This window comes from Breznakibacter xylanolyticus (genome assembly GCF_003254275.1).
Lineage (GTDB): Bacteria > Bacteroidota > Bacteroidia > Bacteroidales > Marinilabiliaceae > Breznakibacter > Breznakibacter xylanolyticus.
Genome location: NZ_QKZK01000005.1, coordinates 89,147 through 103,107 on the forward strand (window position 1 = coordinate 89,147; position 13,961 = coordinate 103,107).

A 13,961-nucleotide genomic window follows, 5' to 3' on the forward strand; every position below is an offset into this window, starting at 1 on the left:
ACAAATAGTCCATCATTTAGAAGTTTAAAGTAAGCTGAAGTCCCATTCCACCTGACGGGCCGGATGCAATAGCCGTAGAAACAGGAACCATTACCGGCTGAACGTTAAGGGAAAGATCGTCCGAGACATCATAATCGAAAAAATGGGCATCTACGCTTGCGTCGATCAAGTTCAACACATAAACGCCTATTAATATGATGTAACTAAAATCACGGTTCCTTTTATAATACTCTTTTTTACTTTTTAATGCATTAGTAAACCACTGTTCCTTAGATGGATCACTCAACACTTCATCAACCGTATAACGAGTTTTCTTAAGAATCACCTCTTCGTAACTGGTATTGGCCGGATCGCGAATGATGAAATCGCGATAAGCATTCTTATACAAGTTATAGTTTTCGGTATTGAAATGGATGTAATAAACTGATGCCGCAATACCACCATAAAGGATGGGGACTTTCCAATATTTCTTGTTATAAATCTGTCCCAAACCCGGTAAAATGGCCGAATAAAGGGTCGCCTTATGGGGCGAATGCTTTTTCACGATTACTTCGTTGGCAGGATCTTCGGTCAATACCGGTTGATTCAGCACCACGAGCGTATCATTCTGTGCGTATCCATCACGCGCATTTATAAGCAGCGTGATAACCAGTGCAAAAAAGCCAATTGTGTTGAGTGATTTTCGCATCATCAAACGCTACAACGTGTTGGCTTTATCAAGTATCGAAATAATTTTTTCCAACTCTTCATCGGAACGAAAAGGAATCACAATTTTACCTTTTCCATCATCTGCTCTTGAGAATTGAATGTTCGTTTTAAAGAACTGCGATAATTGCTGTTTTAATTTCTTATACTCCTCAGGAATAGGCTGTTTGGACTCTTTCACAGGCTCCTCTTTGGGCAACACTTCCGACTCCTGCGTCAGCTCACGCACCACTTCCTCAACCTTACGCACCGAAAAGTCATACTCGAGCACCTGTTCATAAATCATCAACTGAGTTGCAGGATCTTCTACATTGATTAGAGCACGTGCATGTCCCATAGAGATCTGCTTCTCGCGTAACCCCAACTGTATCTCTGCCGGCAATTTCAATAAACGCAGGTAGTTGGAGATGGTTGAACGTTTCTTACCCACACGCTCCGACATACTCTCCTGTGTCAACTGGCATTCATCAATCAGGCGCTGATAACTAATCGCGACCTCGATAGGATCGAGATCTTCACGCTGAATGTTTTCGACCAGCGCCATCTCGAGCATGGTGTCATCATCAGCCACACGAACATAGGCTGGAACTCGCTCAAGTCCTGCAAGCTTGGCAGCCCTAAAACGACGTTCACCCGCGATGATCTGATAACGACTGTCATCGAGTTTACGAAGTGTCAAAGGCTGAATGATTCCTATTTCTCGAATCGAGGATGCCAACTCAGTAAGCCTTTCCTCATCGAACCGGGTACGGGGTTGCCATGGATTAGCCTCAATCTTACTGACCTCAATCTCATTGATAGACGATGCTGCCGGTTTCGATTTGAGTTCATCAGCATTCTCAATCAATGCCCCCAAGCCCCTTCCCAATACGTTCTTTTTTGTACTCATTATGATATTAGAAGAAAAAATCTATTAGAATATAAACGGTCAACGCAATTATTTCTTGTTGCGTTCAATCAATTCCTGAGCCAAATTCAGATAATTGGTTGCTCCTTTTGATGTGGCATCATACATTACCACGGCTTTGCCGTAACTTGGCGCCTCACTCAGTTTGATGTTTCGGGTAATGATGGTTTCAAACACCATATCCTGGAAATGCTTCTGCACCTCTTCAACCACCTGGTTTGACAAACGCAAACGTGCATCATACATGGTCAGTAAGAAACCTTCGATCTGCAATTCGGGATTCAAACGTCCCTGAATGATTTTAATGGTGTTGAGCAGTTTACCTAACCCCTCAAGAGCAAAATACTCACACTGCACAGGAATAATCACCGAGTCAGCAGCGGTAAGCGCATTAACGGTAATCAACCCCAATGAAGGAGAACAGTCAATGAGAATATAATCGAACTGATCACGAACCTTGGCCAACACGTTCTTCAACACGTTTTCGCGGTTAGGCATATTGAGCATTTCAATTTCAGCACCCACCAAATCGATGTGCGAAGGCATGATTTTTAGGGTTTCAAATTCAGTTTGCAACATGGCCGAATTAGGATCCACGCCATCAACGATGCACTCGTAAATGGTGGTCTTTATTTCCTTCAGGTCGAAGCCCAAACCGGAAGTCGCGTTGGCCTGAGGATCGGCATCAACCACCAGAACTTTCTTCTCCAACACGGCCAGACTGGCAGCAAGGTTAATCGCGGTGGTGGTTTTCCCCACCCCTCCTTTTTGGTTAGCCAGAGCAATAATTTTTGACATATTTTCCCTCAATTATGTGTTAGGCAAATCACTATAAATTCGACCCTTTTTTTCGGACATCCCAAAGATAAACTTTTATTAAAATATCTGTGGAGAAATTTTTGAGCAAGGATCTGCAAAAGGCAATATTCACTCAGAATCAATGATTTTTTAAATCAGGAATTTTCAAGAGGCACTCTTCCAATAGAAGAGACTTATCGACCGGAACCACTCCCGGTTTTTCACAAACCAAACCTCCGGACATATTCGCAATTTGAGCCACCAATTGGGGGGTTAACCCCGAGGCTAGGCACAACGCACACACACTAATAACGGTATCACCGGCACCGGACACGTCGGCGATGTTACGAATCTGAGCCGGAAAAAAGGCATGCTCATGTTGTCCGCAAATGAAAACGCCTTTTTCGGCCATGGTAACCATCAGATATTCGTTACCAGTGGCAGTCAGAAACTTACGTGCCTCTTCAAGAATCGACAGCTGATCATTTTTTGATAAATCAACATTTTGACCTTCTTTGAACTCCTTAAAGTTCGGCTTGAAAAATGTCAACCCCCGATAATAATCGTAATTACGTTTTTTGGGATCTACAAGGGTGGGAATATTGTGTTTACGCGCCAAATCGACCACAAAACTAATCAACTCAGGGGTTATAACACCTTTGTCGTAATCTTCAAAAATAATGGCATGAATATTATTAGTATCAATTAGTTTCCCGATTAACATTTGCAACTGTACAGTCAACTCACAACTTATAGGAGTGCTATCCTCTTCATCCACCCGAAGCATGTGCTGGTTCTGGCTTATGATGCGTGTTTTGACAGTGGTAATGCGTTCGGGTGCCAAAATGATGCCATCACTATCCAAACGATTATCGTTTAACAACCCCATAAAAGTAGCAGCCTTGGCGTCGTTGCCAATGACAGCGCAAAGAATGGGATTGGCACCCAACGATTGCAGGTTGAGCGCCACATTACCGGCTCCCCCTAAACGATTCTCGTGGGTCGTTTTAGACAATATTGGAACAGGAGCTTCGGGAGAAATGCGAGAGACTTCGCCCCACAAATAGGCATCAATCATCACATCCCCAATCACAAGCACATTGAGGTTGCTGAATCCTTCGAATACTCGGGCAAGATTGAATGACATTTATCTGAATTTTTGTGGCAAATTTATAAAAAAGGTGCTATCGGCCTAATGTGTGATGAATGTCATCAACAACAGGTGTATTTTAAATATCGGATGAAGCATGGTTAGACGCAACTCCCTTGAGTTCATCAGCAGCACGAATGATGTTGACATACCCTTGCACCGACAACGATCCATCATCGTCGATAATCAGATGAGCTTGATTATAAAAGGGCTCACGGTCGCACAATTTGTGAGCAATAAAATCGAGCAATTCCCCATCTGATTTATCGGCAATCAAGGGGCGATGTTGCTTACCTCCGGCCAAGCGCCGGCACAAAGCCGCGGCAGGCAAACGCAGGTAAATGGTGAGTCCGGAAGCATTCATGTGAGCCATGTTGTCATAAAAACAAGGCATTCCGCCACCGGTAGCATATACAATCTGATGAACATCAGAGGTTTCACGAAGTAAATCGTGTTCGGCCTGCCGAAATCCAGATTCCCCATATCTCTGAAAATATTCAGAGATGGAACACTGATGTTTTTCTTCAAACAACTGATCCATGTCGGCAAACATCCAGCCAAGGGATTTGGCAAGAGCCACCCCCAACGTCGATTTACCACAGCCCATGTAACCAATAAGAAAAATTCGACTCACCATACTCACTTCATCAACTTACAAAAGTTCAACACATTAAAACAATTTCATTTGTGCCCCATCGTCATCTGGATCTACGGGAGGCTGTCCTGGTTCATCGGTGCTCTCTTCAATCTCTTGAGGATCGGGAATAAGAGGTTCCAACTCATTGATTTTCCGAACATCATAAGTCGACAAACGCTTTCCTTTGGCTTTAAAGCTCTTGACGCCAATAAATTCGGTCACATCTACCTCAATCGGCAAACGGTCTTTGTCGTTGCCCCCAAATCGTAATTCGAGACGCGGGTATACAGTGCGCGTGAGCAACATCAAACGCGAGTCTTTGTGATCGCCGATAAAGCTTTGCGGTTTCACCGACGACTCGGCCTGAAAACGCTTCAAATAACAGAATTTTTGCTCCCCATCATAAAGCGCAGCGCTCCACACTCTTTCGGGGTTAAATTTCTCCATCACCAGCATATCGGGCTCATAATGATTGGCCAAATCATAGCTGGTGGTATATAAATTACCGGACTTGGTCATGACTAATATTTGGTCGTTCTCGTGAAACTCACCCAGATAATTGCCTCGACCATCAGTATTTAAACGAAGTGTTTCAGGTTCGAACCAAATTTTTAAACCACCCAACGTTGAAACGCCCTGACGCTTTAATACCACTTTATGCACCTCATTGCGTGAGAGAATATTACCAATAGCACCACGTCCTTTAATAGCCAGTTCAGCCATGTCAAAGTCATACACAAGGTTGCGAATGCGAGGTTTGGGTTTTAGAGTCACTTTCAATACCTCAGCTTCTCCATTGGGATTGGCACTAAAATAGATGATCTCAGAACCGGGTTTGCCTTGGGTTACATCGTATTCCTTGTCACGGGTGATACCGGTTACCGCAAAACGCTTCACATACACCACGCCGGTTTTGCCGTCACGATAAACCACATTATAAATGGTTCGCTCGTCATTGCGTTTAAACACGGCCAAATGAATCACACCTTTCCCTACAAACGCTTTTTCCTGTACCTTACTAATGATGTATCGACCATCTTTAAAGAACACAATAATATCGTCAATATCAGAACAGTCGGACACGTATTCGTCTTTTTTAAGTCCGTATCCGACAAAACCATCCTGGCGATTGATATAAAGTTTTTCGTTGCGAACCACCACTTTAGTGGCTTCAATATTCTCGAAACTCCTGATTTCGGTGAGACGAGTATAATTTTTTCCGTAGGTTTTTTTAATCCGCTTAAAGTGATCGATGGTGTAATCAATGATGTGCGCGAGGTTATATTTAACCTGCTCCATCTCCTCTTCAACACCACGAATGTGCTCATCGGCCTTTTTAATATCGAACTTAGAGATTTTTCGAACCGGCTTTTCGGTCAGTTTTTGCAAATCATCTTGAGTAATCTCGCGACGCAAACGACTCCGATAAGGATCAAAACCACGATCGATGGCTTCAATGACAGCCTCCCAGGTGTCGGTATCCTTTTCGAGCAAACGATATATTTTTTCTTCAAAAAAGATTTTCTCCAGCGACGACAAATGCCAATCTTCTTCGAGCTCACGCATTCGGATTACCAGTTCACTACGCAACAACTCAACCGTGTTGTCGGTATTGGAGCGCAAGATGTCACTAACCCCCACAAACACTGGCTTACTGTCGCGAATCACACAAGCATTGGGCGAAATGGAATATTCGCAATCGGTGAATGCATATAGCGCATCAATGGTTTTATCAGGCGAAGCACCTGCCGGTAGATGTATCAAAATCTCAACATTGGCGGCCGTGTTATCGTCAATTTTTCGAATCTTGATTTTTTCCTTTTCATTGGCCTTAATGATGGTTTCAATGAGAGAAGATGTGGTTTTACCAAAAGGAATGTCGTTAATAACCAATGTTTTGGTGTCGAGTTTCGAGATTTTTGCCCTCACCTTAATGTTTCCACCGCGGATGCCATCGTTATAACGGGACACATCGACATAACCACCGGTCGGAAAATCGGGATATAACACAAATTCTTCGCCCTTGAGATAGGCAATAGAGGCATCAATAAGCTCGTTAAAGTTGTGAGGCAAAATTTTTGACGACAACCCCACTGCAATCCCTTCAACACCTTGTGCCAACAACAAAGGGAATTTCACCGGCAAGGTCACGGGTTCCTGGTTACGACCATCGTACGACAGTTTCCATTCGGTGGTTTTAGGGTTAAAAACCACATCTTGGGCAAATTTTGTCAACCGCGCTTCAATGTAACGAGGAGCAGCAGCACTGTCGCCCGTGAGCACGTTACCCCAGTTACCCTGGCAATCAACCACAAAGCCCTTTTGACCCAACTGCACCAAGGCATCACCAATGGAAGCATCACCGTGAGGGTGAAACATCATGGTACTACCAATGATGTTGGCCACCTTATTGTATCGACCATCATCCATCCGACGCATGGCATGCAAAATTCGTCGCTGCACGGGTTTTAAACCGTCATTGATATGCGGAACGGCACGTTCCAAAATCACATAAGAGGCATAATCGAGAAACCACCCCCGGTACATCCCCGGCAACTGGGTAATGCGGGCGGGATCAACATCCCAAATGGCGCTTCCTTTATCGTGACGAGATTTCGAGGAATCGAAATCCATCAACGAAGCATCCTCTTCGCCGTCCTGATATAATTCATCGTTGCTCATGGTTGTCGGCTATTTAATCGAGTAATTCTATTAAGTCTTGTTCAATCACCAAATTGTCAATAATAAAATTCTGACGATCGGGTGTGTTTTTCCCCATGTAAAAATCCAATAAATCCTTCACCGCATCGGTTTTCTTAAGAGAGACAGGCTCCAAACGCATATCTTTACTGATAAAGTTCTTAAACTCATCAGGCGATATTTCACCCAATCCTTTGAATCGGGTAATCTCGGGTTTCGGCCCCAACTCCTTAATGGCACGTTGACGCTCCTCGTCGGAATAACAATAAATGGTTTTCTTTTTATTACGAACCCGAAACAAAGGTGTTTGAAGAATATAAAGGTGATCGCTTTTGACAAGCTCAGGGAAGAATTGTAAAAAGAAGGAAATCAACAACAAACGAATGTGCATCCCATCCACATCGGCATCAGTTGCGATAATGACGTGGTTGTATCGAAGGTTATCGAGGTTTTCTTCAATATCGAGAGCAGCTTGCAGCAAGTTGAACTCCTCGTTTTCGTACACCACACGCCGGGTTAACCCATAGGTATTGAGCGGCTTACCACGCAAAGAAAACACCGCCTGCGTATTGACATCACGCGCCTTAGTGATAGATCCACTGGCCGAATCCCCCTCGGTGATAAATAAGGAAGTTTCAAGTTTACGGTCGTCATTGGAATTATAATGAACCCGGCAATCGCGCAATTTGCGGTTATGCAGGCTCACCTTTTTGGCGCGTTCACGAGCCAGCTTTTGGATACCCGAGATGGCTTTTCGTTCTTTCTCTGATTCGAGAATTTTCTTAAGCATCGCCTCTGCCACATCGGGGTTCTTGTGCAGGTAATTATCAAGATTTTGCGTGATGACATCCATCACGTAATTACGCACCGACACCCCACCATCGGGCGTCATGTCCTTGGATCCCAGCTTGGTTTTAGTCTGTGACTCAAAAATTGGTTCTGAAATTTTAATAGCCACAGCGGCAATCATCCCGCTACGGATATCAGCCACATCAAAATTCTTATTATAAAAATCACGAATGGTTTTAGCCACAGCTTCGCGAAAAGCAATCAAATGCGTTCCTCCCTGTGTGGTGTGCTGACCGTTCACGAAGGTATAATACTCCTCACCATATTGATTACCATGGGTAAAAGCGATTTCCAAATCGGGAGCCTTTATTTGAATGATGGGATAAAGCCCGGGGGCTGTCATGTTCTCATTCAGCAAATCGAGCAAACCATCCTTGGAATGGAACAACTTACCATTGAAATTGATTGTAAGTCCTGTATTGAGAAAAGTATAATTTTTGAGCAATCGCTCCACAAACTCAAAATTATATGTAAAATCCTCAAACACTTCCTTATCGGGGTAAAACGACACGAAAGTTCCGTTTGGTTCAGCGGATTTCACCACCGAATCATCCTCCACGATCAATCCCCGCGAAAAGGTCACACGCTTCGCTTGTCCTTCTCGAAAAGCCTGAATGATAAATCGTTCAGACAATGCATTCACTGCTTTAATACCCACACCATTCAGTCCTACCGACTTTTTGAAGACGTTGGAATCGTATTTGGCACCGGTATTAATTTTGGATGCCACATCAATCACTTTACCAAGTGGCACACCCCGCCCATAATCGCGGACTGATACACATCCATCTGCAATAATGATTTCAATTTTTTTTCCAAACCCCTCCATATACTCATCAATGGAGTTGTCCATCACTTCCTTAAGAAGGACGTAAATACCATCGTCAGGATAAGTTCCATCGCCCAGCTTGCCAATATACATCCCCGGACGTTTGCGAATATGCTCATGCCAATCGAGCGTACGGATGGTATCTTCAGAATAATTATGACTCATTGCCTCCATGGTCATCAGTTTTATTTAACAAAAATAAGAGCCTTAGATTCTCACAGCCCCAAGAAAAACACACAAAGATAGAAAAAAGACGATTGGCTGCTCCCAAAACTTATCAACACCATGACAAAATTAAACAGCCAAAACATTGACAAAAGGAAACTTAACCTGTGAACAAAACAAGATGACCCGAAACTGATCAAAGGGGAAACACAACAGGATAAAAGAAGCTAAAAGATGATGCGACAGATATTTTTGACGAACGTCGAATATGAGGCTACGAATATTGTTGAAAAAAAGTTTGCTTTCCTGTAATTTTATCGCCGAAAAGATGTCGAAATATTTTTAAGACATTTTCATCTGTTATATTTTGGTTTTTATCGGTCAGATGAAACTCGCCATTAATCATTGGCTTCGCCGATGTTTAATTCTCATGGCTCGATTCATTTGGTTGAGAGCAAGTTTGTTGATTTAATACCAACTTAACCCTGTTGCAATGAAAAAATGTGTCATTACTTGTGCCTTCACGTTACTAAGTGTTGTTTGTACAAAAGCTCAAAAGATCCCAGCCGACATATTAGATGCCAATGTGGCCCTTGCATTTTATGAATACAACACCAACAAAAACCTTGAAACTGATTTTAAGGAAATCCAACAGGCTCTTATCGACAATGGTTTAAATGTAGTTTCGGCTCATCAGGTCACCAATCGCTACGATGCCGCTGTTGCATTAGCCGATATGAACGGTAAAGATGTCAAGTACATTGCCAGAGTTTTATATTACACCATCCAATCGCCAATTTATTACATTAACATTTATGAGCGGGCAAACCTGACGGATGAAACGTTTGAAAAGGCGGAGAAAAAATCATTTCTCATTAAAAATGCCGATACCGCCCAAAAACTTGGGTTAAAAATCAAACAATGTTTGATGGATTATCAAAATAAACATGACTTGAGCAATGCTCAAGTTTATCACTCGTCGTTACTCGACACCACCATTATCAAACCGGAAGACCAAGCCATTCTCCAATTCCTGAACAATAAACGTAACTTTGTAATGACAGGTAACACCCCATATTTGCATCAGTTACCTGAAGACCTGTCAGCGTGCAAAGTCGCCTTTGTAAAATGCGATGCCATGGATGCACAACACGCAGCCACCACCATCAACAGCATTATTGAGACACAACTCAAAGACTATCAATTTAACTGCGAAATATTTGATTCGTATGAAGCCTATTTGCAACGAAAAGATGAATTCAAATATCGCGTGTTGTTCTCATCACAAAAAATGACCAACATAAAGAGCCGTAACCAAAACCCGGCTCCTTTTACTTACAAAAATGGATTGACGCAAACAGATAAAGAGCTGATATCCGTTATGTTGCGAGATGAAACTTCCGGAGCAGTTTATCAGTGTACCGATTGTGACTGGTTGGATGAATCGACCCGATCATTCGTAGCCCAAGCGAATAAAAAGCGATAAAGACGGTTTTCATTCGCCCCTTTGAACGATTCAATTACTCCTGAAAGTATTACTGTTGAATGCTTCAACCGAAAAGAGATTCAGAGGGAGCATCATAGGCACTCATTAAATGGGTTTAAAACTGTCTTTAAGCCCTTTATGTTTCCCTTTTGAACACTGACAACACTCCAATACCAATAATAACACGGTCAATCTGTGCCGAATAAATAACTCACTTTAGTTATTATCTCCTTGTTTATTCACGCACAGGGTTAAGCTTAAAAACGATATACCCGAATGTTGTGATGACGCACATGCAATGAAATCCCTGACAATGAATGAATCCACGAATTACACGAATTGAAAAGCAATTATGATATTTCCATGACTTGCGTATGCAAGTCATGGAAATTCGTGGAATTCGTGTTAATCGACGAAGTCGCTTTACATAGCAAAGAATTCATGGAAAAATCCTTTTAACTCATCACAACATAAGGGAATAGCAAGAACTTAAACCATCCCTTAAAGAACTCTGAGCCTCTCACCTAAAGTTTCTGTGCTACTGACAAGGCAAAACCATGTTAAAATCCTGCGATTCAACGAACAGCACATTAATTCAAAGCACGCCATTAACCGCTGATTTTCTGTAACTGTTTTTGAATTTGTTTGAGCCTGAACTTTTCGAACACATGCAAGAGTTTGCGTAACAAGTCGAAATAGAGCGTCACATAAAAAATGGCCGTTCCAAACCAAATCACCATCACATTGAACCAAGCCGTTGGAATGGTCATACCCGCCAGACGTTTTACCGGGGCATAGAAATGAGCCCGTCCCCAATTTGACAATGGCGTTTGAAAGATGGGATGTCGCTTCTGGATGTATCGTTTGCCTGTGAATTCAATTTGGCGCAATTCGTTTCGCTTTAACAATTGAGTCGCCAAAGCTTCGTTGTAATGCTTCTGTTTAAACTCCAACATCGCTTCGTTACTTCCTAACGATTGAGTGAGCGATGCAATTTTTTCGTCTTTTAACTCCCGCTGATGATTGTAGTATTCATTCAGCTCAGCCTTGCATTTTTCGAGCATTTCTTTGATCCGTGCATAGGTTTCGGGTGTATAAATCACATCCTTAAGATCAAGCATCTGATGAAACTGAATCCAATCGGCCTGTATCCTTTTCAGCTCAGTTCGGAGAACAGAGAAACCAACCTCCAAACTACCGGCATCATTGTCGTAAAAATCGCTGACACATTGCTCATTCTGCTTCATTAACTGAGGAATAAGCGTTCCTGCATAAAAATTTGAACGACTCATGCCCATCTCATAACGGAATATTTTTCGCTCAAAACGGTTATTGACAAATTGGTTTACCGCCAACGCTTCATAGGCCCACCGCGAGGTCATTAAATCGCCCATTCGGGGCACATACTCTTCGGACGCGATGGATTTATGCAACTTATCGAAATTGACAATCACGCCACTAAAAAGCAATTGAGGGATGAGAATGACGGGAATCAAAATATAAATGGAGACCACACTGTTCAGACCACTGCTTACATTCAACCCCACCAAATTGGCAAAACAAGCGGTCGAGAATAAGATGCCCCAATAAGCGAGGTTCATGCCTTCAATTTCGAGAATTGCGTTGCCTATCAAGACAAAGCTCAAGGTTTGAATGGCTGAAATGGTAAAAAGGATTGAAATTTTACTAATCAAATAACTAAAACGACTCAGGTTCAAAAACTTCTCGCGCTTGAGTAATTTGCGATCCTTGATAATCTCTTCGGCACTCACATTGAGCCCCAGAAAAATAGCAACCACCACACTCATAAACAAATAAGCCGGCAAATTGGTATTCTCGCTAAACACATAAGCATTGGGATCGGTAGCTGTGCCGGCCACATATTTGGTGAAAAAACCCAATATAATGGCCAACAGAGGTGCTTCAAGAAGGTTAATCAACAGATATTGCTTGTCCTTAATCTTCTTAAGCACATCGCGCATTACAAAAATCTTGAATTGCTTGATGCGACCCGGAATATTATACAAATTGGGAGGCAAAGCATCCTTTTTCTGGGACACTTTACGATGCTTCCAGTCAAATTTGCTCTCAAAATTATCAAGATACAACTGATACCACTCTTCGGGTTTAACCTTACGCTTACGAATGGGTTTTCCCGAGGGGCTCACCATCCTGGCTTCAATAATGCGAAGGGGCTGCTCGGTTTTCACATTCCCACACGACTGACACTCGCGCTCCTCGGCATTGACATAATTGGCCTGCTGCTTAAAATAAACAATGGCATCCATGGGATTACCACTGTAAATAATGTGCCCTCCCCGATCGATAATTAACAATTTATCGATGAGTTTATATAAATCCGAAGAAGGTTGGTGAATGTTAATAATCACCAAACGCCCCTTAAGGGTTTGACGCTTGAGCAAGACAATCACCTTCTCTGAATCCATTGATGATAATCCCGAAGTAGGCTCATCAACAAAAAGAATAGAAGGCTCCCGAATTAATTCAAGAGCAATATTGAGACGCTTACGCTGCCCTCCGCTAAGCACTTTGCGCAAAGGATTGCCCACAACCAAGTCGCGAGCCTCCACCAAATCGAAATCGTTGAGAGCCCGTTCAACCAGCTTGGTGATCTCTTCTTCACTCAAATGACTGAAACAAAGTCGAGCATTATAATAAAGATTCTCGAAAACAGTAAACTCCTCAATCAACATATCATCCTGAGGAACAAAACCTATCACCCCCTCCAGATGCGCATGTTCATTGTGCAAATCATAACCATTCACAAAAATGCGACCATGGCTAAGCTTATAATTCCCATTGAGCACATTGAGCAGTGTGGACTTACCCGAGCCACTACCTCCCATCACGGCCACCAATTGACCGGAACGACCGGCAAAACTAAACTGGTGGATGCCAATTTGATCGTTGTTGAATTTATATTCAACATCAATGGCGCGATAAACGATGCGCCCCTTGTCCTCACGCTGAAAGAATTTTTCGGCAATGGTTCCATAATAAACCGGAGGCATCATGGAGGTTTTAATCACAGAACCGGCATTTAACACATAAGCCTTGTCCTGCTCAACCTTATTGCCGTTCATGTAAAGGTTACGCGAACCATTATACCTAAAAAAGAAAGAATTGGTGCTGCGAATGTGCAACACCCATATCATCACCTGCTGCCGATCGTTCACAATCTGCTTCACATCTGCATATTCAGGATGGGCTTCACCGGCAATTAACAACAATACAGAACGATCATTTACCTCATAAGGCTTCCCGAGAATGAATGTTGACAAATGCTGAAAGTCATTTTCATTGATTTGCAACTCACGAGCCACTGTCCCAATGAAACTTTTTTCGTCATCAGTAATCTCTTCTTCGCCTTGTAAAAAGTTCATCAGCAGTCCCAAAAGAATAATACGGGGCTCCTCTTCCATTTCAAGAGTGATGTGACGACAAATGTCTAACATTTTTAGGTAACGGCGTGCCTCGTCACGATCCTTATCTTCACGCGATTGGCTCCCGTGGGCCACACTGTTTTCGTGTTGCAATGACGACAAATACACATCATACCGGCTCATATACTGATGAATGTATTCACCACTGTACGAACGGCGCAAAAACGTCTCCACCCAAGTGCGTGCTTTTTCGGCTTTATCGCCCGGCTGCAAATCGGTGAGTAACGCAAAGAGTTGCATCAATGCCTCGAGTAACGACTCACTCATGAAA

Annotated in this window: 9 protein-coding genes; 1 reads left to right on the forward strand and 8 read right to left on the reverse strand. The window is 42.8% G+C overall.

Annotation, left to right across the window (positions count from 1 at the left end; translation table 11 throughout):
• Positions 1–16: 16 nt before the first annotated feature.
• The 7 genes from LX69_RS04320 to LX69_RS04350 form a co-directional block, all read right to left on the reverse strand.
• Positions 17–691: a DUF5683 domain-containing protein gene (locus LX69_RS04320; RefSeq protein WP_111444597.1), complete on the reverse strand. Its 675-nt coding sequence runs from the start codon at positions 689–691 to the stop codon at positions 17–19.
• Between the two features lie 6 nt (positions 692–697).
• Positions 698–1,594, reverse strand: coding sequence for a ParB/RepB/Spo0J family partition protein (locus LX69_RS04325; RefSeq protein ID WP_111444598.1), 897 nt, complete (start codon positions 1,592–1,594; stop codon positions 698–700).
• A 48-nt stretch (positions 1,595–1,642) separates the two neighbouring features.
• Positions 1,643–2,410, reverse strand: coding sequence for a ParA family protein (locus tag LX69_RS04330; RefSeq protein ID WP_111444599.1), 768 nt, complete (start codon positions 2,408–2,410; stop codon positions 1,643–1,645).
• A 139-nt stretch (positions 2,411–2,549) separates the two neighbouring features.
• On the reverse strand, positions 2,550–3,557 hold the full coding sequence (locus tag LX69_RS04335; protein ID WP_111444600.1) for a bifunctional heptose 7-phosphate kinase/heptose 1-phosphate adenyltransferase: 1,008 nt from the start codon (positions 3,555–3,557) through the stop codon (positions 2,550–2,552).
• 82 nt (positions 3,558–3,639) lie between these two features.
• Positions 3,640–4,197 carry a shikimate kinase gene (locus LX69_RS04340; protein ID WP_111444601.1) on the reverse strand — a complete coding sequence of 186 codons (558 nt, stop codon included), beginning with the start codon at positions 4,195–4,197 and terminating at the stop codon, positions 3,640–3,642.
• A gap of 33 nt (positions 4,198–4,230) precedes the next feature.
• Complete coding sequence (locus tag LX69_RS04345; RefSeq protein ID WP_111444602.1) at positions 4,231–6,879, reverse strand: DNA gyrase/topoisomerase IV subunit A; 2,649 nt, start codon at positions 6,877–6,879, stop codon at positions 4,231–4,233.
• Between the two features lie 13 nt (positions 6,880–6,892).
• On the reverse strand, positions 6,893–8,749 hold the full coding sequence (locus LX69_RS04350; protein WP_262509749.1) for a DNA topoisomerase IV subunit B: 1,857 nt from the start codon (positions 8,747–8,749) through the stop codon (positions 6,893–6,895).
• A 484-nt stretch (positions 8,750–9,233) separates the two neighbouring features.
• Between LX69_RS04350 and LX69_RS04355 the strand changes: the two genes are divergently transcribed.
• Positions 9,234–10,226, forward strand: a complete 993-nt coding sequence (locus LX69_RS04355) for a hypothetical protein (RefSeq protein ID WP_111444603.1) — start codon at positions 9,234–9,236, stop codon at positions 10,224–10,226.
• A gap of 608 nt (positions 10,227–10,834) precedes the next feature.
• Here the strand turns inward: LX69_RS04355 and LX69_RS04360 are convergent.
• Positions 10,835–13,957 carry an ATP-binding cassette domain-containing protein gene (locus LX69_RS04360; protein WP_111444604.1) on the reverse strand — a complete coding sequence of 1,041 codons (3,123 nt, stop codon included), beginning with the start codon at positions 13,955–13,957 and terminating at the stop codon, positions 10,835–10,837.
• Between the last annotated feature and the right edge of the window lie 4 nt (positions 13,958–13,961).

What these genes read in the sequence shown, in the direction of transcription:
- LX69_RS04320 (WP_111444597.1), bottom strand. Translation starts at nt 691, where the DNA reads ATGATGCGAAAATCACTCAACACAATTGGCTTTTTTGCACTGGTTATC.
- LX69_RS04325 (WP_111444598.1), bottom strand. Translation starts at nt 1,594, where the DNA reads ATGAGTACAAAAAAGAACGTATTGGGAAGGGGCTTGGGGGCATTGATT.
- LX69_RS04330 (WP_111444599.1), bottom strand. Translation starts at nt 2,410, where the DNA reads ATGTCAAAAATTATTGCTCTGGCTAACCAAAAAGGAGGGGTGGGGAAA.
- LX69_RS04335 (WP_111444600.1), bottom strand. Translation starts at nt 3,557, where the DNA reads ATGTCATTCAATCTTGCCCGAGTATTCGAAGGATTCAGCAACCTCAAT.
- LX69_RS04340 (WP_111444601.1), bottom strand. Translation starts at nt 4,197, where the DNA reads ATGGTGAGTCGAATTTTTCTTATTGGTTACATGGGCTGTGGTAAATCG.
- LX69_RS04345 (WP_111444602.1), bottom strand. Translation starts at nt 6,879, where the DNA reads ATGAGCAACGATGAATTATATCAGGACGGCGAAGAGGATGCTTCGTTG.
- LX69_RS04350 (WP_262509749.1), bottom strand. Translation starts at nt 8,749, where the DNA reads ATGGAGGCAATGAGTCATAATTATTCTGAAGATACCATCCGTACGCTC.
- LX69_RS04355 (WP_111444603.1), top strand. Translation starts at nt 9,234, where the DNA reads ATGAAAAAATGTGTCATTACTTGTGCCTTCACGTTACTAAGTGTTGTT.
- LX69_RS04360 (WP_111444604.1), bottom strand. Translation starts at nt 13,957, where the DNA reads ATGAGTGAGTCGTTACTCGAGGCATTGATGCAACTCTTTGCGTTACTC.